This window comes from Lacinutrix venerupis (genome assembly GCF_003663945.1).
Lineage (GTDB): Bacteria > Bacteroidota > Bacteroidia > Flavobacteriales > Flavobacteriaceae > Lacinutrix > Lacinutrix venerupis.
In genome coordinates this window covers 15,108-38,592 of the sequence record NZ_RCCH01000003.1, presented here as the reverse complement: position 1 = coordinate 38,592, position 23,485 = coordinate 15,108, and the positions used below count along the sequence as shown (strand labels likewise).

21 protein-coding genes are annotated in these 23,485 nt (G+C 30.6%); 4 read left to right on the top strand and 17 right to left on the bottom strand.

Annotated elements, in window-relative coordinates:
• Positions 1–18 precede the first annotated feature (18 nt).
• The 14 genes from CLV86_RS04905 to CLV86_RS04840 all read right to left on the bottom strand — a co-directional run bounded on the left by CLV86_RS04905 (position 19) and on the right by CLV86_RS04840 (position 15,637).
• On the bottom strand, positions 19–1,881 hold the full coding sequence (locus CLV86_RS04905) for a SulP family inorganic anion transporter (RefSeq protein WP_076731698.1): 1,863 nt from the start codon (positions 1,879–1,881) through the stop codon (positions 19–21).
• 69 nt (positions 1,882–1,950) lie between these two features.
• On the bottom strand, positions 1,951–2,634 hold the full coding sequence (locus CLV86_RS04900) for a DUF2490 domain-containing protein (RefSeq protein ID WP_121050322.1): 684 nt from the start codon (positions 2,632–2,634) through the stop codon (positions 1,951–1,953).
• Between the two features lie 17 nt (positions 2,635–2,651).
• Positions 2,652–3,278 carry a carbonic anhydrase family protein gene (locus CLV86_RS04895; RefSeq protein WP_076731696.1) on the bottom strand — a complete coding sequence of 209 codons (627 nt, stop codon included), beginning with the start codon at positions 3,276–3,278 and terminating at the stop codon, positions 2,652–2,654.
• Between the two features lie 30 nt (positions 3,279–3,308).
• Positions 3,309–4,109 (bottom strand): universal stress protein, encoded by an 801-nt coding sequence (locus tag CLV86_RS04890; RefSeq protein WP_121050319.1) that lies wholly within the window; start codon positions 4,107–4,109, stop codon positions 3,309–3,311.
• Between the two features lie 5 nt (positions 4,110–4,114).
• Positions 4,115–5,707: a SulP family inorganic anion transporter gene (locus CLV86_RS04885; RefSeq protein WP_121050316.1), complete on the bottom strand. Its 1,593-nt coding sequence runs from the start codon at positions 5,705–5,707 to the stop codon at positions 4,115–4,117.
• A 93-nt stretch (positions 5,708–5,800) separates the two neighbouring features.
• Positions 5,801–6,043: a hypothetical protein gene (locus CLV86_RS04880; RefSeq protein ID WP_241828216.1), complete on the bottom strand. Its 243-nt coding sequence runs from the start codon at positions 6,041–6,043 to the stop codon at positions 5,801–5,803.
• A gap of 105 nt (positions 6,044–6,148) precedes the next feature.
• Positions 6,149–6,904, bottom strand: a complete 756-nt coding sequence (locus CLV86_RS04875; protein ID WP_121050314.1) for a tetratricopeptide repeat protein — start codon at positions 6,902–6,904, stop codon at positions 6,149–6,151.
• Positions 6,905–6,929: 25 nt separating this feature from the next.
• Positions 6,930–8,696 carry a BatD family protein gene (locus tag CLV86_RS04870; protein ID WP_076731692.1) on the bottom strand — a complete coding sequence of 589 codons (1,767 nt, stop codon included), beginning with the start codon at positions 8,694–8,696 and terminating at the stop codon, positions 6,930–6,932.
• A gap of 68 nt (positions 8,697–8,764) precedes the next feature.
• Positions 8,765–9,610 (bottom strand): tetratricopeptide repeat protein, encoded by an 846-nt coding sequence (locus CLV86_RS04865; protein WP_121050310.1) that lies wholly within the window; start codon positions 9,608–9,610, stop codon positions 8,765–8,767.
• A 127-nt stretch (positions 9,611–9,737) separates the two neighbouring features.
• Positions 9,738–10,772, bottom strand: coding sequence for a vWA domain-containing protein (locus tag CLV86_RS04860; protein ID WP_076731690.1), 1,035 nt, complete (start codon positions 10,770–10,772; stop codon positions 9,738–9,740).
• Positions 10,773–10,911: 139 nt separating this feature from the next.
• Positions 10,912–11,916, bottom strand: a complete 1,005-nt coding sequence (locus CLV86_RS04855; RefSeq protein WP_076731689.1) for a vWA domain-containing protein — start codon at positions 11,914–11,916, stop codon at positions 10,912–10,914.
• Positions 11,916–13,598 carry a hypothetical protein gene (locus CLV86_RS04850; protein WP_121050307.1) on the bottom strand — a complete coding sequence of 561 codons (1,683 nt, stop codon included), beginning with the start codon at positions 13,596–13,598 and terminating at the stop codon, positions 11,916–11,918. Before CLV86_RS04850 ends, CLV86_RS04855 begins: the two co-directional genes overlap by 1 nt.
• Positions 13,599–13,642: 44 nt before the next feature.
• Positions 13,643–14,506 carry a DUF58 domain-containing protein gene (locus CLV86_RS04845; protein WP_121050304.1) on the bottom strand — a complete coding sequence of 288 codons (864 nt, stop codon included), beginning with the start codon at positions 14,504–14,506 and terminating at the stop codon, positions 13,643–13,645.
• Positions 14,507–14,635: 129 nt separating this feature from the next.
• Positions 14,636–15,637, bottom strand: a complete 1,002-nt coding sequence (locus tag CLV86_RS04840) for an AAA family ATPase (protein WP_121050301.1) — start codon at positions 15,635–15,637, stop codon at positions 14,636–14,638.
• Positions 15,638–15,834: 197 nt separating this feature from the next.
• Between CLV86_RS04840 and CLV86_RS04835 the strand changes: the two genes are divergently transcribed.
• The 3 genes from CLV86_RS04835 to CLV86_RS04825 are packed head-to-tail and all read left to right on the top strand — an operon-like array spanning position 15,835 to position 18,659.
• Positions 15,835–16,710, top strand: coding sequence for an aldo/keto reductase (locus tag CLV86_RS04835; protein WP_121050298.1), 876 nt, complete (start codon positions 15,835–15,837; stop codon positions 16,708–16,710).
• A gap of 22 nt (positions 16,711–16,732) precedes the next feature.
• Positions 16,733–17,494, top strand: a complete 762-nt coding sequence (locus tag CLV86_RS04830; RefSeq protein WP_121050296.1) for an SDR family NAD(P)-dependent oxidoreductase — start codon at positions 16,733–16,735, stop codon at positions 17,492–17,494.
• Between the two features lie 31 nt (positions 17,495–17,525).
• On the top strand, positions 17,526–18,659 hold the full coding sequence (locus CLV86_RS04825) for an ATP-binding protein (protein WP_121050293.1): 1,134 nt from the start codon (positions 17,526–17,528) through the stop codon (positions 18,657–18,659).
• A gap of 222 nt (positions 18,660–18,881) precedes the next feature.
• Here CLV86_RS04825 and CLV86_RS04820 read toward each other — a convergent pair whose 3' ends face one another.
• The 3 genes from CLV86_RS04820 to amaB form a co-directional block, all read right to left on the bottom strand.
• The gene (locus CLV86_RS04820) at positions 18,882–19,475 is read right to left on the bottom strand and encodes a hypothetical protein (protein ID WP_121050290.1); all 594 of its coding nucleotides are present in this window, start codon (positions 19,473–19,475) and stop codon (positions 18,882–18,884) included.
• An 18-nt stretch (positions 19,476–19,493) separates the two neighbouring features.
• Positions 19,494–20,426 carry an OmpA family protein gene (locus CLV86_RS04815; RefSeq protein ID WP_121050287.1) on the bottom strand — a complete coding sequence of 311 codons (933 nt, stop codon included), beginning with the start codon at positions 20,424–20,426 and terminating at the stop codon, positions 19,494–19,496.
• Positions 20,427–20,633: 207 nt separating this feature from the next.
• On the bottom strand, positions 20,634–22,187 hold the full coding sequence (gene amaB, locus CLV86_RS04810; RefSeq protein ID WP_121050285.1) for an L-piperidine-6-carboxylate dehydrogenase: 1,554 nt from the start codon (positions 22,185–22,187) through the stop codon (positions 20,634–20,636).
• Positions 22,188–22,308: 121 nt separating this feature from the next.
• Between amaB and CLV86_RS04805 the strand changes: the two genes are divergently transcribed.
• The gene (locus CLV86_RS04805) at positions 22,309–23,394 is read left to right on the top strand and encodes an isoaspartyl peptidase/L-asparaginase family protein (protein WP_121050999.1); all 1,086 of its coding nucleotides are present in this window, start codon (positions 22,309–22,311) and stop codon (positions 23,392–23,394) included.
• Positions 23,395–23,485: the final 91 nt, after the last annotated feature.

Genomic DNA, 23,485 nt, shown 5'->3' with positions numbered 1-23,485 from the left:
TATCTAAAAAAAATAAATTTAATACACATCTTTTACATTAGATTTAATCCATTTCAAGCATGATTTAAAATCTTTAAAAATATGCTCGTTTGGAATAAATTCTGGAATAATACCTATTCGCTCCATCATATAACGTGGTTGCCTAAGCAAGCCAACAAATAAAACTCTTACGCCCTTCTTTTTTAAATCTTGAAGCATATCTTCCATAGCATATAAACCAGATTGATCCATATATTGCATACGGCCTAACCTTAAAATAACTGTTTTTGCCGTTTCTGGAATTTGTTCTGTTAATGCTTGAAAATCGCTTGTAGACCCAAAAAACAAAGGTCCTTTAAGATGCTTTATAAAAACCTCTTCTTTTAATGCTGAAGGAAAATTATCTTCATCGTCCCATGCTTCTTCTTTTAGTGATTTTACATCGGAACGCTCTGCAGTTAAATCACCTATTTTTTTCATAAACATAAGAGATGCTATAATTAAACCTATACCAACAGCATAAATTAAATCCCAAAATGTAGAGAGAAATAAAACTAAAAGCATTATTAAAACTTCAGAGCTTAGTTTAACAGGTCCTAGTTTGATATCTTTAGGTAAACTTGGTATGGCTTTAAGTCCTTTATAATCCATAACACCAATACCTACGGTTATTAAAATTCCTGCCAAAACAGCTGCTGGAATTTTTGATGCAACATCACTTAATGCTAACATTATTAATAATAACATTACACCTGCAATCATACCAGATAATTTAGTTTTTCCTCCGGCATTAATATTTACAACGGTTCTAATGGTTGCACCAGCTCCTGGAATTCCTCCAAAAACAGCAGCAATACTATTACCAATACCTTGACCAATTAATTCTTTATTAGGTTTGTGTTTAGTTTTGGTCATATTATCTGCCACTACACTAGTTAATAATGAATCTATTGCACCTAATAAGGATAATGTAAGTGCTGTAAAAATGTATGGAGTAATGCTTCCTAGACTAAAATTTGTAAACATTTCTAGTCTTGGAATTGGTATTCCTCCAGGAATTTCTGAAATAGGACGATAACCTAAATTAAATCCATAAGCAATTCCCGATACTATAACTAAGGCTACCAATGTACTTGGTATTGCAGTTGTAATACGCTTAAAACCATAAATTATAAATATGGTACCTAATGCTAACATGAGCTCCAACCAGTTAATATTTTTTAATGCTCTTGGTAACACTTTTATGGCTCCTACAGTACCAGATGCTTCTTTAGCTGCTAAAGTTTTTGATTCATTTAAAATTTGTTCTGGTGTTATTTTTTGTGCTCGATTAATGGTTTCTTTAAAATCTTCAAGTACTAAAATTCCTTCTCCTGCTTCTTCTTTAAGAATATTCTCTAATATAACCTCTTCGGCTTGTGGTTTAAATTGTGCTACAAACTCTATATCTTCTTTAGGGTAATAGCCAATTGAAGGTAAAATTTGTGTTAATAATATTATTACTCCAATTGCCGTCATGAAACCTGACACTACAGGATAAGGTATGTATCTTATATATTTTCCTAAACCTAAAAATCCAAGCCCAATTTGTATAAGGCCTGCTAAAAGAAATACGGTTAATATTGCTGGTAATGCTTGCTCTACACTACCATCGTTAGCAGCTACAATACCTGCAATAATTACCATACTAACAGCTGTCATTGGTGCTGTTGGTCCAGAAATTTGAGTTGCAGTACCGCCAAAAAGTGCAGCAAAAAAACTTATAAATATTGCTCCATATAGTCCTGCTTCTGGACCTAAACCTGAAGAAACACCAAATGCTAAAGCTAATGGTAAGGCAACTATACCTGCAGTAATACCGCCAAATGCATCACCTTTAATATTTGAAAATAAATTCTTCATAGTTTATTAATATTTGTATTAAAATAGTCTAATTTTTACATAAACAGAAACGTTTGAGCAAAGTTTTGTTTAGAAATTTACAAAAGCAATAATATTAATTTGATCTCTTCCTGAGTTTTCATAAAACTGATTCATATAACCTAATTCTAGTCTTAAATTATCTGAAAAGGTATAACCTAAACCACCAAATACTCTGTTTCTATCAAAAACAGAAGACTCTGTGTTTAAAAATATTTCGTTATACAAAGACATGTACAAAGGATTTTTACCTTCTTCTTTATACTGAAGCGGTATTTTTATTCCTAAAAAATATCTAAAACGCATTTTAAAATCATCTTCAACAAAACGTTGTTCAAACCTATATCTATGACTTAAACCAACTTTACCTACTTTTTGTTTTGTAGTAAATTGCTGGAAAATTCGATGTTCATTTACAGAGACTTTTTCATCTGTATCACCTATGTAATTTTCAGATAAAATATATCCATATCCTAATAAAATATTATCGTTATTATCAGATAAATTATAACCTACTCCTGTTCTAAGTAGTAACTGCTCTAAGTCTCCAACGGCATCGTAATTTCTATATTGAACTTCATTATGGATATTCCATTTAGAATTTAATTTTTTATTACCAATGTAAATTAACCAATTTCCTAAATTACTATCTTGACTCATTGCAAAAAAAGGCAACACTAATAAAATGATTAGTGTTGCTATTTTACTAGTCTTTTTTAAATTAAATCGACTCATTTATATGTATGTTAATTTTAGTAAAACTCTACAGCACCACTATTAATATTATACATAGCACCAACAATTTTTATTTCACCATTCTTTTCCATCTCTGTTAATATTGGACTTTCTGCGTGAATTCTATCTATTGTTAATTCTACGTTTTTCTTAGAAACCTCATCAACAAAATCTAAATTTTTAGAAGTTCTTAAGCTTTCGTCTTTAGGCTCTGAAACAGCATTTACTGCCGGTGTAATTTTTTCTATTAACTTTGTTAAATTACCCATTTCTGCGTGATCACAAGCTCCTTTTACTGCACCACAACTTGTGTGGCCAAGCACTACTATAAGTTTTGTTCCTGCTAATTTACAAGCAAACTCCATACTTCCTAAAATATCTTCGTTTACAAAGTTACCTGCAATACGTACACTAAAAATATCACCTAAACCTTGATCAAAAACCAATTCTGCTGAGACTCTTGAATCTATACAACTTAAAATAGTTGCAAATGGAAACTGGCCATCACTAGTATCGTTAACTTGCTCTAAAAGGTTACGATTAGCTTTTAAATTATCTTGAAATCTTTTATTTCCTTCTTTTAAGTACTGTAATGACTTTTCTGGTGTCATTGTAGCTTGTGTTTCTTTTGTATGCGCTTTCATATGTATATGTTATTTTTTATTTAATTGTTATTATGCTTCAGAAACTAATAATGAAACGTTTATATTATTTACCACATCATTTAGTGGTATGTTTTGTGTGCTTTTATTTTGTTTTTTATTTCTATCTACACACAGTAAATTTATGTTATTTTTTAAAAGATAAGAAGATAGTGTAGTTAAAGCATTATCATTTTTTTCGAACTTATACTCTATTACTTTTTCTTCAATTAAACTTGAGATATTTTCTTCTTCAATATGACTGTTTATAATTTTAAAAGATTTTAAAGGTGTTGTTGTATGTGTTATTAAATCTTTAGAAAAATTAGTATTAAAAATTTTATTAGAATCATTTAAAACACCTAAAGTTATTTTTTTATCTGGTTCTAACGCATTTTTATTTGAAGTAATCATTATAATTCCATTAAAAGATTTTAATACAAAACGTGTTATGCTATCTCCAATTAACTTAAATGTTGAAGCATCTCGTTGTCCTAAAACAATAATATCTGGATTATAAAGCTTAATTTGTTTCTTTATCTCTTCTTTAATATTTCCAAAAGCATAATCTCCACTAATTTTTAAATTATGTGCTTTTGAAAATTTGTTTACTAAGTTATCTATTCGTTTTATAGTATTGTTATGTTCTTCGTTTAAACTTCTCATTGCAGAGAATTGATTATCTCTCTTAACAATATCTGTGTGTTTTTTAACGTGAAATAAGTTTATTTCTCCTCCAATAATTTTAGCTAAGCCAACGCTACTTTTTAATAAAGTACTTTCCGGTTTTTTAAAATCGGAAAGTACTAATATTTTGTATCTATTGTTTTTCATAGCGCTTAGCTTAAACTAATACTAGATTTTGGTCTAAGCTGGAAGAATTCTATAAAACTTAGTGGGTTTTCTACAACACCACGTTTAGAAATTAATTTAATATCGATATTTCTTTCTTTTGCTTTAAATGCAAAATCTTCAAGAATTTCAACAATGTCATAATCAAGATATCTAGTTTTTGTAATGTCAAATTCTAAATAAGTATCTCTTGGTAAACTATCTAATTCTTTTAAAATGGCTCCTTTGTTAAAAAATGTTACTTCTTCGGCAAGTTCCATAGTAATTTTATGTTTACCATTACTCTTATCTTTTATGTGTAAGAAGTGAGAGTTTTGGTAGCTTTTTAATAAAATAACTACAATACCAACTGCTAAACCTAAACCAATACCTACTAATAAATCTGTAAAAACAATTCCGGCTACAGTTACAAAAAATGGTACATATTGTTTCCAACCTAACTTATACATTTTTAAGAATAATGCTGGTTTTGCTAACTTATAACCAACAATTAATAAAATTGCTGCCAATACAGATAACGGAATTTTATTTAATAAAGATGGTATTAAAATAACCGAAATTAATAATAAGAAACCATGAAAAATAGTAGATAATTTACTTTTTCCTCCAGATTGAATATTAGCAGAACTTCTTACAATTACTTGTGTAATTGGAAGTCCACCTACTAATCCAGATAATATATTACCTGCACCTTGTGCTAATAATTCTCTATTTGTTGGTGTTACATTTTTGTCTGGATCCAACTTATCTGTCGCCTCTACACATAATAAAGTTTCTAAACTTGCTACAAGTGCTATGGTGAAAGCTACAACCCAAATTTCTGGATTTGTTATTGCTGCAAAATTAGGGAAGCTAAATTGACCAAGAAAAGAATCTATACTATCTGGAACAGGAACACTAACTAAATGAGAATCTGCAATTGCAAGAGTCTCGTTAGATTGTGTAACCATATAAAAAATAATACCAACTACAACTGCTACTAATGGTCCTTGTATAATTTCAAAAAACTTTCCTTTTTTAACTAACACATTGCTCCATAATAGTAAAATACCTAATGCTATAAAGCCAACTACCATTGAGCCTATTATTAAGTTATCGAAAATATTAAATAAAGCAGAAAATGTGTTTTCTCCAGAAGCTTCTACAAAGCTATCTGCTCCTTCTGGTTCTGCATCGTAACCAAAAAAGTGAGGAATTTGTTTTAAGATAATAATAATTCCTATTCCGGTAAGCATTCCTTTTATAACAGATGATGGAAAATAATATCCAATAATTCCGGCTTTTAAAACACCAAAAAGTAATTGAATTACTCCACCAAGTACCACAGCAACTAAAAAGTTTTCATAACCACCTAAAGTTCCTATAGCTGTTAATACAATAGCAGCTAAACCTGCTGCAGGCCCACTAACTCCAATTTTAGAGCCACTTAAAGCTCCTACTACAATACCTCCAATAATTCCGGCAATTAAACCAGAGAAAAGAGGTGCTCCACTGGCTAAAGCAATACCTAAACATAAAGGTAACGCGACAAAAAATACTACGACACTTGCAGGCAAGTCGCTTTTTAATGTTTTAAACATTTGATATAATGATTTTATACTACTGAAGTTTTTTCAGTAGTGATTTTAATATTTTTTTTTATTGGGGACAATTAAATGTCTAACGAAAAAATATTAAATAAAATCTGGCGGTGGAGAGGTAAAGCTTAAATGAGGCTTTGCGTATTTTTTAAAAAAATAATCTAGCTCATCAATATTATATAAATCGCTAAATAAGCTTTCTGTATTGTCGTTTTTAGGAAAAACTATTTTTAAATGTGTAGTTTCTTCTTCCTCTTCTGAAAGACTATAGAAAACAGATATATCTAAAGAATCGTCTACAACCATAATTATTGATGGCGCTGTAATAATAGCCATAAATAATATAGTTAAAAATATCGATATCTTTTTTCTCTGCATGCTCAGCAATTTATTGAAGTTGCAAATATAAATCTAAACGATCATTTATTTGTTAAATAAAGTCTAAAAAACATTTAACAGTTTAATGTCTTCATTTTTAAGCCATCCTGTTTTACCGTCACTTAATTGAATTTTTTTCCAATTCTTAACCGTATCTAAAACTTGAACTTTGGTTCCTTCATGAAGAACAAATGCTTCATCACTTCGCAAATTTGGTTCGCTTTTAACTTGTGATTCTTTAGCAAACACTATTGCTGGACTATATTTTTTAGATAAATTATAAGTGTAAAATGTAAATGCTAAAGCAATAAAAGCTAAAACAATTAATGTAAAACTGCTTATAAAGTAAAATCGTTTTTTTCCAGTTTTAAAGGTAAAATAATATAATAAATAAAACAACACAAAAAGAACTACTAAAAACACCGATAATTTTGCCCAACTATCAACAGTTAAACTATTTGCTGCTTTTTTTACAAATCGCTTTAAACCTACTTCTGGTAGCGTATCTATAGCATCAATACGCATATTGTTAGCAAAAGCTAAGTTGTTTTTTATATCCTCATCGTTAGGATTTAATAATAAGGCTTTTTCATAATAATATATTGAAGGAGCAATATGATTAAGCTTGTAATGGGCATTAGCAATATTAAAATATAACTCTGCAGAATGTTTATCTGTTTCTAATATTACTTTATATCTATCTAATGCTTCAGCAAAACTACCTGTATTGTATAAGGTATTTGCTTGCTCAAATATTTTTTCGTTTTGTGCCGAAACACTTACGAAGAAAAATAATAATATGTAGAATATGTTTTTCATATTTACTTTTCGTAAAAACTAAAGTCTATCTAATTTGCTTATCTATTAAGTTAATTGTGCTAGCTGCTTTATCATAATCTTGCTGCATTGTTACTGTTGTTATAGGCGTGTATCTTGCTAATTCACAATTTTCAAGTATGTTTTCAAAATCTAAAACAACGGTATTTTCAACTTCACGCTCTGCTAAAAGTGTTCTTATTTTTTCTTTACTTAAGTCGCTTGTTTCAATATTTAATTTTGCTTTTAAATAATTATGTAAAGCTTTTTCTAATGAGACGTAAAATGCTTCTTTTTGTCCTAATGCTTTTTTAGCTTCACTTAAATATTTTTTAGACAATCTATCTGCTTTTCTTAATCTATTACCTACAACATCTCCAGCACGCTTTTCTCTTTTTCTTCTAAAAACAATAGCAAGAGGAATGGCTAAAAATGGAGTTAATAAGCAAGTCCAGAAAGCTGTTGATTTAAAAAACTGAGCTTTATTTTTTGAAACTAAATTCGCTTCTGTTTTAATAAATGCAAATTGATCGTTATTTAAAATAACATTTTGTTTTGGAGCTCCTTCTGCTGTTAAATTATTATCTGAAGCACCATAAACAGGACCTTCTAACACGTTAATAATGTTTTCGTTAGAAGATATACGCTTATAGGTTTCTGTTTTTAAATCGAAATAAGAAAAGGAAATTGTTGGTATAGGATATTTTCCTTTGTATTGTGGTACAATAGTGTAACTATCTGAAACTTCACCTTGCATACCTGCTAAACTAGTACGCACATTTTCGCTGTGTTCTGGTTCGTAAACTTCTAATGAGTTTGGTAAGGTTAATTTAGGTAAGGATAATAGTTTTAAATTTCCTTTACCAGATACCGAAACTTTTGCTTGTAAAGATTCGTTGGCATTCAATTCTTTTTTAGATGTGCTTAATGTAAATTTAAAGTCTCCAACTGCTCCAGAAAAATCTAGTGGTTTTCCTGCTTCTGGAAGTGGTTTTACATTAATTACATGTTTTCCTGCAGCTACAGGAACATTAACTTTACTCATTAAACGCTGTCCAAAAATATCTCGTCTTTTCGTTGGAACTTCTGCTGTAACATTTAAACGTAAAGGTTCTATTGTTAATTTTCCTGTTTTTTGAGGATATAAAACGGTTCTACGTAATACAACATATTGGTAGTCTTCTCCATTATACTGCCCTCTTTCTATTTTAAGACCTTTTGGGTTTATGTGTTGGCTCCAAAAATCGTCATATTCAGGATCGTCTGTTTCTCTCCAATTACTTACGCCTGTATTTGGCGCTACATAGAGTTTATAAACTACTGTTATAGCTTCGTTTAAATATGGGTTTGTTTTAGATATTTCTGCAACTAAGTGAATATTATCACTTGCTATTACACTATTTGGGTCTTTAGGTTTTTGTATTTCTTTAGTTACAGTAATTACAATAGAATTAGTTTTATAGGTAACACCATCTATTTCTATACTAGCAGACTCAATCATTAAACTGCCTTTTCTTTTTGGTGCTAAGAAATAACTGTATGTTTTCTCGAAAGAACGTTTTCCGTTTATCCAAGAATTACTAACAGATTGATTAGGACCTCCAACAATATCAAAACCATCAAAGGTTGGAGCATTGAAGTTGTCTCCATCTTTATTCATAGAAAAATCAACACGCAAACGCTCGTTTAAACCTAAAGTTTTTTTACTTACTCTAGTTTGAAATTGCACTTGGGCACTTAATATACTTGATGAAAGTATAAATAGTAAAATTGCTATGTGTTTTATTGTTTTCATTTATAATGTTAAAAAACTCGATTTTAAATAAGTGTTTTCTTAGTTAAAACTCTTTGTTTTAAACTTTATTACCAATCTTTTTCTGTTTGAACTTTAGCTCCTTTTGCTTTTTCGGCATTCATTTTATCTTGGACCTTTTGTTCTTGATTATCCATTGCTTCTAATAAGTTTTGGATTTGTTGAGGCGATAATTTTCCTGGTTGTTGTTGTGGTTTGGGTTGTTCTTTTTTCTCATCGTTACCTTCACCATCTTTATCTTTTTCTTCATCAGGCTTACCTTCGTCTTCGTTTTGGTCGCCTTCTTTTTTATCATCGTCTCCTTGATCCTTATTATCTTCTTTATTCTCTCCTTCATCTTCTTGCTCTTTTTTATCTTGTTCTTTCTGGTCTTCGTTTTCTTTTTTATCTTTATCCTTATCGTCTTTATTATCTTCTTCTTGTGGAGGTTCTTGGTTTTTAGCGCATTCTTTTGCTAAAGCAAAATTATAACGTGTTTCCTCGTCTAATGGATTATTTCTAAGTGCATTTTTAAACGCTTCTGCAGCTTCACTACATTTATCTTCTTGCATTAATATGTTTCCAATATTATGGTATGCTCGATGTTTTTCTAGTTTATCTGTAGCATTTTTAGCTGCTTGTTGATTACGATATAACGCTTCATCATAATTTCCTTTTTTGTAGTATGAATGCCCTAAGTTATATGTTCCAGCAACACTTGTTGGTTTTCCAGAAATAGCTTTTCTATATTCCATTTCTGCTGTTACAAACTCGTTATTACTAGCTAAATCATTAGCGTCGCTAATTAAATTATTTACTTTTTGATTTAATTTTTGACGTTCTTTTTCTTTATCCTCTTGCTGTGCGAAAGCTAATGAAATAGTAAAAATTAATATGTAGGTTATTATATTTTTCATCTTTTGCTGTTGTAAAAACAGGAGTCTCTTTTAAAATTATTTAGCGTATAAATATATAAAAGCTTTGAATTGTCTAGTGTTAAGGATTTTATAAAAATTAAATTGAAACTTTTTTCAGTTTATTGTATTAAAAATTCTCGTTAAACAAATTCAACTTTTTTAGCCAAGCTGTTTTTCGTTCTAAAAAGAAAATATCTAAAAATAAAAGTAATATTCCTAAGCCTAAAAACCATTGAAATTGAGATTCGTAAGCTGCAAATTGTTTAGATTCAAATTCGGTTTTATCCATTTTATTTAAAATATCTCTAATTTGCTCTACCACATTATTGGTGTTATTACCATTTATATAAACACCGTTAGCTTCTGTGGCTATATTTTTTAAAGTTTCTTCGTTTAACCTAGTAATTACGGTTTCTCCTTGCCTGTCTTTTTTGTAGTTTAAAACAATTCCATTTCGCTTTATAGGTATTGGACCTCCTTTTTCACTACCTACACCAATAGTAAAAATTCTAATTCCAGCTTCGCTAGCTTCTTCTGCTACGTTTGCAGAGGCTTCACTGTGGTCTTCTCCATCCGAAATTATAACTAAAACTCTATTGGTTTGCTGGTCGTCGTCGTAATATGTTTTTGCAAGTTCTATAGCCTCGTTAATTGCTGTTCCTTGAGAAGATAACATATCTGTATTCATGTTTTGCAAAAACATTTTTGCAGAACCATAGTCTGTAGTAATTGGTAATTGCGGAAATGCTTTACCTGCATATGCAATAATACCCACACGATCACTAGCTAAATTATTAATTATTTGTGTTACTAATTGTTTAGATTTATCTAAACGGTTTGGTGCAATATCTTCGGCAAGCATACTTTTAGAAACATCTACAGCAAAAACAATATCTACACCTTCGCGTTTAACTGTTTCTAATTTTGAACCAATTTTTGGGTTTACTAAAGCGATTGTTAAACTAGCAAATGCTAAACAAAGAACTACAATTTTAAGTACCGATTTAAATACTGATTTATTAGGACTTAACCGTTTTAAAATAGCTTGATTAGCAAATTTATTTTGCGTGTGCCTTTTCCAAATTTGAAGCACTAAAAAAAGGACTAAAATTATAGGAATAACTAGTAATGCCCAAAACCATATTTTTTCTTCTAACTGCATTTTTTATTAGTATTCTATATAAGTAAACAATGTATTAATGTTTACTCAAAATTTTATTTAACTGTTTTATTTATAACTAAATACAATATATTTTTTTACTTTTTACAACTGCTTTGCTAGTGATTATTTTTTTTAGATTTTATACAAAACTTCTAAAAATAGTGATTCGTAATAACAACTCAAATAATAGTAAAATTCCCGCAACCCAAACAAACCATCTAAATTTTTCTTCGTAATTATAAAATTTAAATTCTTCTATTTCTGTTTTTTCAAGTTTATTAATCTCGTCGTAAATTTCTTCTAGCTTCTTGTTATTTGTAGCTCTAAAGTATTTTCCTCCTGTAACTTGTGCAATTTCCTTAAGCAAAGCTTCATCTATTTCAACCTTAACTCTCTGATAATGAAATTGCCCATTAGGCTTTGTTGCATATGGTGAAAGCGCCATACCATTTGTACCTATTCCAATAGTGTATGTTTTTATTCCAAATTCTACAGCTAATTCACTTGCTATTTTAGGATTCATAGCTCCAGAATTATTTACACCATCTGTTAGTAAAATAATTACTTTACTTTTTGCTTTACTATCTTTTAATCGGTTTACAGCAGTACCTAATCCCATACCTATAGCTGTTCCTCCTTCTATTATTGTATTATATTTAATATCGTTAAGAGAATTTAAAACAATACTTTTATCGCTTGTTATTGGCGTTTTTGTATAACTTTCTCCCGCATATTCTACAATACCTATACGGTCGTTAGGTCTACCTTTAATAAACTCTGCAGCTACTTTTTTTAGGGCTTGTAATCTATTTGGTTTTAAGTCTTTTGCTAACATACTCGCAGAAACATCTATTGCCATAACAATATCTATTCCTCGAGTTGTTTTTGTTTTTGTTGAAACATCTACAGTTCTTGGCCTTGCCATTGCAATAATTAAAGCTGTTAATGCTATTAACCTTAACCCAAATAAAAGGTGTTTTAATTTAGGCAACCATGAATTAGTAACTTTAAAGCCTTTTAAACTTGATATTTTTAACTCGGCTGTTTGATGCTTATTTTTAAAATAATACCATAGTATCGCTACTGGTAGTAGTAATAACAACCAGAAAAAACCTTTATTTAAAAATTCTATACCTTCAAACATTATTTTGTTTTTGGATTTAACTCTATTGAGTTTAATATACGTTCTACCATATCGTTTGCATAAGTATCGTTATCTGGGTAAATAATAACCACTTGTTGCAATACGTTTTCTGCAGTAAATAACACAAAACTAAATTTTGCTTCTCTTAATTTATCGCTTCCTACCGTTGGAATATTCATGGTTCCGTGAGATTTTAATCCTTCGGCTCCATTTGGAGTTTTAAATTTATCTTTTAAAGCTATAATGTTTTTTGCTCCTTTAGCTTCCATACCTTGCAGTGCTTTTTCAGACAATGCAACTAAATCCACTTCTGGAGTATTTGCTTGTTCTTGAGTTTCTGCATTTCGCATTTGCTTAGGAAACTGTATTGTATTTACAGTTACATTAAACACATCTAACATTGTGCCATAAGAAAAACTACTAGATTTTGGTTGGTTCTCTTGATCTTGAGCTACTGGAATTTCAATTCGTTTTAAAACTTTTGGTGTTGAAATGGTAATTGGTGGAAAACCATACTCGCTTGTTACCCATTCTCCTTCTAAAAGTTCTTTACTTTCATGACCTAAAATAGTGTCTTTTACATAACCAAAACCATATTTGTAACCAAAACCCACCAATGTCCCTAATAACAAAAATGCAACAATACCAACAGTTAGCACGATTTTTTTAGTTTTCTTTCTACGTTCTTGGTCTTCTTTATATTGTTTATCTAAAAGTTTTTCTTCTTCGGTTGGTTCTGGCAATGCTTCCTTAACGTGGTCGATTTCTAAATCTATTGTTTTTCTATCTATTTCTGCTAATGCAATATCTGGTGTTCCTTTTGCAAATTTTACTAGATCGGCACGCTTTAAAATGGTTTCAATATTATTAATATCGTCTTTGCTTAATTCTATTTGATTGCCTTCTTTTAATAAATTTAATCTAGTAATTAACTCGTCTGTTGTACTTTCCAGCGCACGATCATACACTTTCTCGTCAAGATATTTTCTAATAATGAATGTTAAATCTGAATAATAACCTTTTAAGTTTTCATTTTGAAGATAATTACTTTCATCTAACTGTTTTAATGCTAATTTTGCACGGTCGTAAGGTGGTAATAATGCAATTTCTTCTTCTTTGGTTAATGGTTTTACTCTCCATATAAACCACCATAGTAAAAAAGCTATTAAGGCAATAATAAAAATTGTTAATAGTAGATATTTCCACCAATTTCCAACACTTTTTTCTACTTCTATAATTGGTTTAATGTCGTACAAACCTTGTTTTGTTGTATCTACAACAACTTCTCTAATTTCTACATTTAAAGAATCTGTAAAAAATGTTTTAGTACCTATTAATACTTTTTGTCTTGGTATAGTATACTTTCCAGAATCGAATTGTGTTAATCCGTATTTTTTAATAAGATTATATCTATTGTTTTGCTTTGTTGTATCTATTGTGTAAGACTCAATCATTTCCATAGGAGAAAATGTTTGGCCTTCTGGAAAAATAACTAAAGATGTTGTATCTGTATCTACTTCTATTTTATAAGTAACCTGTGCACCAATTTTTATTGAAGTAGAGTCTATGGATGATTTAACTTGACTAAATGAAAACAGTGAAAAAAGAGCAAAGAAAAGAGATAAAACAATAGTTTTATTTTGCTCTGTTCTCATTTTTATATTTAATTGTTTTTTTTTCATTTTTATAATTAGGGCTTAGATTTAAACTAAATCAAAGATTCAATTTATCTTCTTTTAAAATAGCCTAGTAATTTTTTTACATAACTTTCGTCTACTCGACAATCTATGGTTCCTGCTCCAGATTTAGCAAAGCTATCTTTATAATATTCTACTTTTTCATTATAAAACTTACTGTAATTTTGTCTTACTTTTTTTGACGAAGTGTTTACTAGCATCATTTCTCCAGATTCTCCATCTTGCATTTGTACAACGCCTAAGTTAGGTATAGTTTCCTCACTTTTATCATACACTCTAATTCCAGTAATATCATGCTTTCCCGCAGCAATTTTAAGTGTTTGTTTATATTCGTCGGCAATAAAATCGCTAAGTAAAAAAACAATAGCTTTTTTCTTCATGACGTTACGCATAAATTTTAATGCTTCTGCAACGTTTGTTCCTTTACTTTTAGGTTCAAATTCTATTAATTCTCTAATAATTCTAAGAACATGCGAGCGACCTTTTTTAGGAGGAATGTACAACTCTACTTCATCTGAAAATAATATAAGACCTATTTTATCGTTGTTTTGTGTTGCCGAAAAGGCTAATGTAGCAGAGATTTCGGTTATTATTTCATTTTTAAATTGCTGGTCTGTACCAAACAATTCTGAACCAGAAATATCCACCATTAATAACATGGTTAATTCTCGCTCTTCTTCAAAAACTTTTACATGCGGCTGATTTGTTCTAGCGGTAACGTTCCAATCTATATTTCTAATATCGTCTCCGTATTGATACTGTCTTACTTCAGAAAAAGTCATACCACGCCCTTTAAAGGTCGAATGGTATTCGCCTCCAAAAATATGATCAGACAAACGACGTGTCTTAATCTCGATTTTACGTACTTTTTTTAGTAATTCTTTAGTATCCATTTTCTTTTAATAAGCAATCATCAGCATGCAGTATGCAGTCCGAAAATGTGAAATTGTTATATTTTATTAATTTATTGTAATAAATCAGGATTCTAATAAATAATTGAATACTGATTATTGAATACTCGTTTAAGGTACCTCAACAACATTAACAATCTTATCAATAATATCTTCGCTAGTAATATTTTCGGCTTCAGCTTCGTAAGTAATTCCAATTCTATGTCTTAAAACATCGTGTACTACAGCTCGAACATCTTCTGGTATTACATAGCCACGACGCTTAATAAAAGCATAACATTTAGCGGCTGTTGCTAAGTTAATACTTCCACGTGGCGAAGCTCCAAAAGATATTAATGGTTTTAAATCTTGTAATTTATATTGTTCTGGATAACGTGTAGCAAATATTATATCTAGTATATATTTCTCAATCTTATCGTCCATATATACTTCTCTAACAACTTCTTGTGCTCTTAAAATTTGCGAAACAGAAACTACAGGATTTACTTTATCCCAAGAACCTTTTAAGTTAGCACGCATAATTAATTGCTCTTCATCTTTTTTAGGATAATCTATTACCGTTTTAAGCATAAATCTATCTACTTGTGCTTCTGGTAACGGATACGTTCCTTCCTGCTCTACAGGATTCATTGTTGCCATTACTAAAAAAGGCTTATCTAAAACAAAAGTTTCGTCTCCAATGGTAACTTGTTTCTCTTGCATCGCTTCTAACAAAGCAGATTGCACTTTTGCTGGCGCTCTGTTAATTTCATCAGCTAAAACAAAATTGGCAAATATTGGACCTTTTTTAATAGAGAAATCATTCTCTTTCATATTATATATAAGCGTACCAACAACATCTGCTGGTAACAAATCTGGAGTAAATTGAATACGGCTAAAACTACCATCTACTGCTTTAGAAAGCGTATTAATAGCTAATGTTTTTGCTAAACCAGGAACACCTTCAAGTAAAATGTGTCCACGGCCTAAAAGTCCAATTAGTAATCGTTCAACCATGTGTTTTTGACCAACAATTACTTTATTCATTTCAAGTGTCAATAAATCGACAAAAGCACTTTCTTTTTCAATTTTTTCGTTAATTGATTTTATATCAATTGTACTTGTTTCTTCCATCATTATATAAATTTTAAAAGCCGAATATACTATCCGAAATTACGATTTGCAAATTGTTAATTTTTTTAATGCAATCGTGTTAACAATTGGTTAAAAATTCAAGCATATAAAGGAAGTATTAACAATATGTTTGGTATTTTTAATGCTTAAATTAATTATCATTAAAAATAGCATAAAGCAAAAAAGTAAATAAGCAAATGGCGAACAAAAATTATTCAAAAATTATTGCCGGTACAATGACTTGGGGAGCTTGGGGAAACTCACTTTCTCAACCCGAATTTATAAAACGTATAAATCACTGCATAGAGCATGGAGTTACCACTTTTGACCATGCAGATATTTATGGAGATTATACCACAGAAAAAGAATTTGGAAATGCTTTTTCTAAAAGTAACATAAACAGAGAAAACATTCAATTTATATCTAAATGCGGTATACAGTATCTTGGCAAATCGAGACCAGAACTTAAAGTTAAACATTATAATTACACAAAAGAATATATTATTGCTTCCGCAGAAAAATCCCTAGAAAACTTAAAAACAGACTATTTGGATTTGCTTTTATTACACAGACCAAGTCCATTAATGCAACCCGAGGTTATAGCCGAAGCGTTTGAAACACTTAAGAAATCTGGCAAAGTAAAACATTTTGGCGTGTCTAACTTTAAAACCTCTCAAATTGAATTAATTTCAAAACATGTTGAAGTTTCCGCTAATCAAATAGAATTTTCTTTAACTCAGCATAGCGCCATGCACGATGGTATTCTTGATTATATGCAAATAAATAATATAAAAGCTATGGCGTGGTCTCCATTAGGCAATGTATTTAAAGAAGACACAGAACAAACAAGACGCATACACAAACAATTAGGTAAGTTATTAGAAAAATATAATGCTACCGAGGATCAATTACTTTTAGCATGGATTTTAAAACATCCAGCAAACATTCATCCTGTTATTGGCACCACCAATTTAAATAGAATAACAAATGCTACAAAAGCATTAAATATAGATTTAGAATTAGAAGATTGGTTTTTAATATTAGTAGCCGCTCAAGGACACAAAGTACCATAAAGTAAATAGCGAAATAAAAATTATGAATAATAAAAAAACAGCATTAATAACAGGAGTTACAAGCGGAATTGGTAGAGCAACTGCTTATAAATTGGCACAACATAATATTAGATTAATTATTTGTGGTAGAAGAAAAGAGCGATTATTGACAATAAAAGAAGCTTTAGAAAAACAAACCGAAGTACATATTTTAAATTTTGATGTTCGGGATAAAAAAGCAGTTTTTTCAGCAATAGAATCTTTACCAGAAAGCTTCAACCAAATAGACATATTAATTAACAATGCCGGAAACGCACATGGTTTAGACCCAATAAACAAAGGCGATATAGAAGACTGGGATGCCATGATGGATATTAATGTTAAAGGTTTACTTTACGTAAGCAAGGCCGTAATTCCACAAATGACAGAACGTAAATCTGGGCATATTATAAATATTGGATCATCGGCAGGAAAAGAAGTGTACCCAAAAGGTAATGTTTATTGCGCCAGCAAACACGCTGTTGTTGCATTAACTGAAGGTATGAGAATAGACTTAAACCCATACGGTATTAAAGTAGCAGCTATAAATCCTGGTTTAGTAGAAACCGAATTTTCCCAAGTTCGTTTTAAAGGCGAAACAATAGCAGATAATGTGTACAAAGGCTACAAAGCTTTACAACCAGAAGATGTCGCCGATGTAATTTACTTTGCCATTTCAAGACCTCCACACGTTAACATTGCCGATGTGTTAATGTTTTGTACCGCACAAGCCAGTAGCACTATTGTTAAAAAGGAAAAAACATAAATTGAACACTAAATACTCTCAATAAATACTCATGATTAATAAACGCCTTTTAATAAAAAACTTACTCGCACATAACGACGAGAACAGTTTTTATGACAAAAAGCGTAAAATTGATATTGGACAAAAAGAAGGAAAAGCAAAGTTTTTAAAACATGTTTGTGCTTTATCTAATAGCAATCCTAAAAACAATTCTTTTATAGTAATTGGTGTAAAAGATGAAGATAATTCTATTATTGGAGTAGATTTTTTCGACGATTCTAAAATACAAAACCTAATAAACGCCTACCTTAACAATCCTCCAATTGTACAATATGAAAATATACCATTTCCACATTTACCAGATGACAAGGTTGTAGGCTTAGTAACCATTCGCGCTATTGATGGCTTAACATCTTTAAGAAAAAACATATGGAAATACTATGGTGGTTCTGTTTTTTTTAGAGATGGAAGCATGAGTATGCCTAAGGTTTTTAAAAGCGACATTAAGGATGTAAATTCTAAAATTGTTGCAGATATAGAAAACCATTCTCATAATAACATAGAACATACGCTTGATAGCACTTTTAATTTTATGAACAAGCGCAAAGACTTCAAGCCTCAATATAAAGTTTTTAAAGAATATTTCGTGGTGTGTTGGGCTGGACAAAAAAAGGAAGTAAAAGATGAAGTTTTTTTCTCACGTGTTGATATTGAATTAATTAATGAACAAGTTCGTTTATTTTATTCTACTTTAGACGAAGTTGCAATTTCTTTTGATAAAGACAGCTTTAAAGTAATTGAATATGTATCATTAGGTCTTCATAGTAATTATAAATATTATCCGTTAGAAGAAACAATAATTAAATTTCATGATAATGCAAACTATAGTATAAATAGTACTTTAGTTTTTCAGCCTCCACAATTTGATAAAAAAATATTACACCACATCTATAACAGCAATAATTCTTTAATCGAGCAGATACAAAAAGGAATAAGGCTAACACCTTCTCAAGAAATAGACCTCTACAACCTACCTGCAACTTACCTAATTTGTTATTTAAATGGTTTTAATGAAGCTATAGATAAACTTAACAGCTCTAAACCTTTTTTAAAAAAACATAGCAATAAAGTATATAAAAGATATAAAGAATCTATAAGAATATTACGCAAAGTAAAATACAATTAATTACAAATTAACCACTTACACAAAATTAACTACCAATTATACATTTAGTAACATATAAAATAAAATGTTCCCATATCTTTACAATGCTATTAATCAATTCTATAGACCTTATTTCTCCCATTACAGCAATGGCATTGAAATAAGGTTGTTCAAAAAAAAAAACCGTCTCATTCTGAAACTTTCAGAAGAAACGGTTTTTGAATTTTTAATTCGGAATTTTATCTATTTCCCTCCATCTAAAGAGTCTTGCCATTCTTTTAATTTTTGCCACTGTCCTAGAGCAGCCATTTTAGCTTGTTCTGGCCAAGTTCCTGGTTTATGAATTTCAAAACGTTTACCACCACTTTTTAAAACTTCTAGACATTTTTCTACAGTACAATCTGCTAATCCTGCCCAAGTTGTAATATCATGATTATGAAATAACTCTTTTATTTTTGGCCCAATACCTTCTACCACAGTTAAGTCGTCCTGTTTTATTGTTTTTCCAAAAAATAATTTTGCAGATGCCGCATCAAAAGCCACTGCCACTGTTCCACTTGATTGTTTTGGAGCTACAGCAGTTAAACTTGCAGCAGCTGCTCCTCCAGAAGAGTTTCCTCCAGAGAATGTAGATTTCTTATTTGCTTTACAAGCCTCTAAATCTGCTTCAAGCTTAGAAATTCTATTTTTATAAACATCGACGTCTATTTCATTAGAGGTTTCGTTATTTCCTCCACCTAAAAGCTTTCCTAATAGATAACCTAAAATTGCGCAAATAACACCAACTAATAATGGTATTAGCCAGCATGGAATGTTTGATATTAATAATAAAGTCATAATTATATGTTTTTAATGTTAGTTTAATGTTACTACTACTCTTCGGTTTTTTGCTTTTCCTTCATCAGTATTATTATCTGCAATTGGTTTATCTGGACCTTCTGAAGATGTTTTAATTTTACTTGAAGAAACACCATTACTTACCAAATAATTTTTAGCAAATTCTGCTCTATCCAAACCTAATCTTATATTGTTCTCTCTATTTCCAGTATTATCCGTATGCCCAATAATTTTTATAGAAGCACTATCTAACTTATCAACATATTTCACCATTTTAAATATTTTTTCACGTTGCTTAACATCAAGGTTTATAGATGCAGAAGCTGTATTAAAATATAGCACTAAAGGATCTGCAATAATCTCATCGTGCAGTTCTTTTAAAGCATCTGCCTCGCTTGTATCATTCTCGTCTTTAGTAATTATGCTATAAGATACTGGTCCGTAATATATATTTGAGTCATCAGGAGTTAAATTATCATTTAATTTACCATAAGTATTTATCATTTTAGAAGACATCCCGTGAGACACAAAATAATTTTTTATTGCATTTGCTCTTGCCAATCCAAGATTTGGAAATGCAGAAGTATTATTTTCTTCACTTGTATAATATCCAGTAATATCTATAGCTTTTCCAGGATTATCATTTAAATATGTAGACATTTTTTCTATTTCTACTTTTAAATCATCTGAAACGGGCTCTAACAGAGAAAAGGCCGAACCTTTAAAATTAAAATTATCACTACTATTAAATTCTAAACTACTTTTAGAATCTATTGCAGAAAAAACATTTTTTGTTGCAATTTTTACTTCTGGTTCTCTAACGATATTTTCGACTTCCGCTTCTTTATTTGCTGCTTCTAAACAAGGTTTACAACAGAAAAAATAATACAGAATAGTGCCGATAATAATGGTTAGCAAAATACCAAGAAGATAACTGGTTTTTTTACTCATTATATTTTGATTTAGTGTTAGTGAGCCTTAAGTTATTAAAAAAGTGTTAATTTTTAACTTTTTTTGTAACAAAATAGAAATCAAATAGTTAAAATTCGGTAAAATTACCAAAATAAGCGATTAACTTACATTGTGTAATTATAAGTGTTTTTCATAAAAAAAAGCCACATCTCTCGATGTGGCTTTTAACTAACAAATAGTTATATTTTACAAATCAAACTTTATACCTTGAGCTAAAGGTAACTCGTCTGAATAATTTACTGTATTTGTTTGGCGTCTCATGTAAACTTTCCAAGCATCAGATCCAGACTCACGTCCGCCACCTGTTTCTTTTTCACCTCCAAAAGCACCTCCAATTTCAGCTCCAGATGTTCCTATATTTACATTTGCAATTCCACAATCTGATCCTGCAAACGATAAGAATTTTTCTGCCTCTTTCATTTCATTAGTCATAATAGCAGACGATAATCCTTGTGCTACTCCATTTTGAGTATCAATAGCATTTTCAACATCTCCAGAATATTTCATTAAATATAAAATAGGTGCAAAAGTTTCAGTTTGTACAATTTCAAAATCATTTTCTGCTTCAATAATTGCTGGCTTTACATAACAACCAGACTCATAACCTTCACCTTCTAAAACGCCACCTTCAACTAAAACGTTTCCGCCTTCGGCTTTTGCTTTTTCAATTGCTGTTAAGTAAGTATTTACAGAATCTTTATCTATTAATGGTCCGATGTGATTTTTTTCATCTAAAGGATTTCCAATTGTTAATTGTCCATAAGCACCAACAATAGCATCGCGTACTTTATCGTAAACACTTTCATGAATAATTAATCGTCTTGTAGATGTACAACGTTGTCCACAAGTTCCTACTGCACCAAATACTGCTCCTGGAACTACAACTTTTAAATCTGCAGTTGGTGTAATAATAATAGCATTGTTTCCTCCTAATTCTAATAGAGATTTTCCAAAACGTTCTGCAACTGTTGCACCAACAATACGTCCCATTCTAGTAGAACCTGTAGCAGATATTAATGGAATTCTAGAATCTGTAGTCATCATTTCTCCTACCTTATAGTCTCCATTAATGATACAAGAAATACCTTCTGGCAAATTATTTTCTTTTAAAATTCCTGCAATTATATTTTGGCAAGCTACTGAGCAAAGTGGTGTTTTTTCTGATGCTTTCCAAACACAAACGTCTCCACAAACCCAAGCTAAAGCTGTGTTCCAAGCCCAAACGGCTACTGGAAAGTTAAAAGCTGAAATTATACCTACAACTCCTAACGAATGCCACTGCTCACGCATTACATGTCCTGGACGCTCAGATGGAATTGTTTGTCCGTTTAACTGTCTTGATAAACCAACAGCAAAATCACAAATGTCTATCATCTCCTGAACTTCACCATAACCTTCTTGAAGCGATTTACCCATTTCGTAAGACACTAACTTACCTAAAGGCTCTTTTAATTCTCTAAGTTTATTACCAAATTGTCTTACAATTTCACCTCTTTGTGGTGCTGGCATCGCTCTAAAAGTTGTAAAAGCAGAAGTTGCTGCTTCCATTACTTTCTCGTAATCTTCTTTTGTTGTTGTAGAAACTTTAGCAATTAAAGAACCATCTGTTGGTGAATACGAAGAAATCTCTTCTCCACTTCCAAAGTTATTTGAACCAGTAGAAGTTCCATGGTTTACATCTTTTATGCCTAATTGCTCTAAGGCTTCTTTTATTCCGAAATCAGTTGAAACTGCTTGCATATATCTCTATTTTTTACGAATTATTAAATTTTGAAGCGAATATACTAATAATTATGTGGTTTTACAGTTATAGCTTTCTTAAAAAAATGTAACTTTAATGCTAATAAAAACCACCAAAAAAATGAAAAAAATTATCTTCTACATCACACTTTGTTTATTAGCATATAGCTGTGGCGAGCTCGTACCAAATCCAGATAAAAATCCTGAAAATATTACAAGAGAAAATACAAATACAGAAAACACATCTAAAAAAGTAAACGATTTTGCAATTGTTATACATGGTGGTGCAGGTACTATTTTAAAAAAGAACATGACAGATGAAAAAGAAGCCGAATACAAAGCCAAATTAGAAGAAGCTATTAGAACTGGTTATACTATTTTAAAAAATGGCGGAAGTAGCCTTGATGCCGTTGAAAAAACCATAAATGTTTTAGAAGATTCTCCTCTCTTTAATGCGGGAAAAGGCGCTGTTTTCACAAATGCCGAAACCAACGAGCTAGATGCATCAATAATGGATGGCAAAACCCTAAATGCAGGCGCTTCCGCAGGAACAAAAACCGTAAAAAACCCAATTAATCTTGCTAGAGCAATTATGGAAAAATCACCTCATGTAATGATGGCTGGTGAAGGTGCAGAAAAGTTTGCAAAAGAACAGAATCTAGAACTTGTTTCTCCAAATTATTTTAAAACTGAAAACAGACTTAAAACTTTAAAACGAGTAATTAAAAAAGAACAAGAAAATACTATTGAAAATAAATCGGCTTTTTACGATGCAGATATTAAAGACAGTAAATTTGGAACCGTTGGTTGCGTTGCCTTAGATAAAAACGGCAATTTAGCCGCTGGTACTTCAACCGGAGGCATGACAAATAAACGATATGGTCGCGTTGGAGATGTGCCAATTATTGGCGCTGGAAATTACGCTAATAATGCAACGTGTGCGGTTTCTGGAACAGGTTGGGGAGAATTTTTTATTCGCGCAACCGTTGCTCACGATATTTCTGCACTAATGGAATACAAAGGTTTAAGCTTAAAAGCAGCTGCTAAAGAAGTAATACAAAAAAAGGTGCCGAATTTAGGTGGAAATGGTGGTATTATTGCAGTAGATAAAAACGGCAATATGGTCATGGATTTTAACACCGCAGGAATGTATCGCGCTAGTATGGATGATAAAGGCGAATTAATTGTGAAAATCTATTCTAAATAAAACTTTAACAAAAATCTAACAACCAACTATAATCTAAACTTAAATAATTGAGCGTAATTATATTAACAAGAATACTCTCACCAGATTTTTC

Coding starts and splice junctions, on each gene's coding strand:
- CLV86_RS04905 (WP_076731698.1), bottom strand. CDS start 1,881: ATGAAGAATTTATTTTCAAATATTAAAGGTGATGCATTTGGCGGTATT.
- CLV86_RS04900 (WP_121050322.1), bottom strand. CDS start 2,634: ATGAGTCGATTTAATTTAAAAAAGACTAGTAAAATAGCAACACTAATC.
- CLV86_RS04895 (WP_076731696.1), bottom strand. CDS start 3,278: ATGAAAGCGCATACAAAAGAAACACAAGCTACAATGACACCAGAAAAG.
- CLV86_RS04890 (WP_121050319.1), bottom strand. CDS start 4,109: ATGAAAAACAATAGATACAAAATATTAGTACTTTCCGATTTTAAAAAA.
- CLV86_RS04885 (WP_121050316.1), bottom strand. CDS start 5,707: ATGTTTAAAACATTAAAAAGCGACTTGCCTGCAAGTGTCGTAGTATTT.
- CLV86_RS04880 (WP_241828216.1), bottom strand. CDS start 6,043: ATGGCTATTATTACAGCGCCATCAATAATTATGGTTGTAGACGATTCT.
- CLV86_RS04875 (WP_121050314.1), bottom strand. CDS start 6,904: ATGAAAAACATATTCTACATATTATTATTTTTCTTCGTAAGTGTTTCG.
- CLV86_RS04870 (WP_076731692.1), bottom strand. CDS start 8,696: ATGAAAACAATAAAACACATAGCAATTTTACTATTTATACTTTCATCA.
- CLV86_RS04865 (WP_121050310.1), bottom strand. CDS start 9,610: ATGAAAAATATAATAACCTACATATTAATTTTTACTATTTCATTAGCT.
- CLV86_RS04860 (WP_076731690.1), bottom strand. CDS start 10,772: ATGCAGTTAGAAGAAAAAATATGGTTTTGGGCATTACTAGTTATTCCT.
- CLV86_RS04855 (WP_076731689.1), bottom strand. CDS start 11,916: ATGTTTGAAGGTATAGAATTTTTAAATAAAGGTTTTTTCTGGTTGTTA.
- CLV86_RS04850 (WP_121050307.1), bottom strand. CDS start 13,598: ATGAAAAAAAAACAATTAAATATAAAAATGAGAACAGAGCAAAATAAA.
- CLV86_RS04845 (WP_121050304.1), bottom strand. CDS start 14,506: ATGGATACTAAAGAATTACTAAAAAAAGTACGTAAAATCGAGATTAAG.
- CLV86_RS04840 (WP_121050301.1), bottom strand. CDS start 15,637: ATGGAAGAAACAAGTACAATTGATATAAAATCAATTAACGAAAAAATT.
- CLV86_RS04835 (WP_121050298.1), top strand. CDS start 15,835: ATGGCGAACAAAAATTATTCAAAAATTATTGCCGGTACAATGACTTGG.
- CLV86_RS04830 (WP_121050296.1), top strand. CDS start 16,733: ATGAATAATAAAAAAACAGCATTAATAACAGGAGTTACAAGCGGAATT.
- CLV86_RS04825 (WP_121050293.1), top strand. CDS start 17,526: ATGATTAATAAACGCCTTTTAATAAAAAACTTACTCGCACATAACGAC.
- CLV86_RS04820 (WP_121050290.1), bottom strand. CDS start 19,475: ATGACTTTATTATTAATATCAAACATTCCATGCTGGCTAATACCATTA.
- CLV86_RS04815 (WP_121050287.1), bottom strand. CDS start 20,426: ATGAGTAAAAAAACCAGTTATCTTCTTGGTATTTTGCTAACCATTATT.
- amaB (WP_121050285.1), bottom strand. CDS start 22,187: ATGCAAGCAGTTTCAACTGATTTCGGAATAAAAGAAGCCTTAGAGCAA.
- CLV86_RS04805 (WP_121050999.1), top strand. CDS start 22,309: ATGAAAAAAATTATCTTCTACATCACACTTTGTTTATTAGCATATAGC.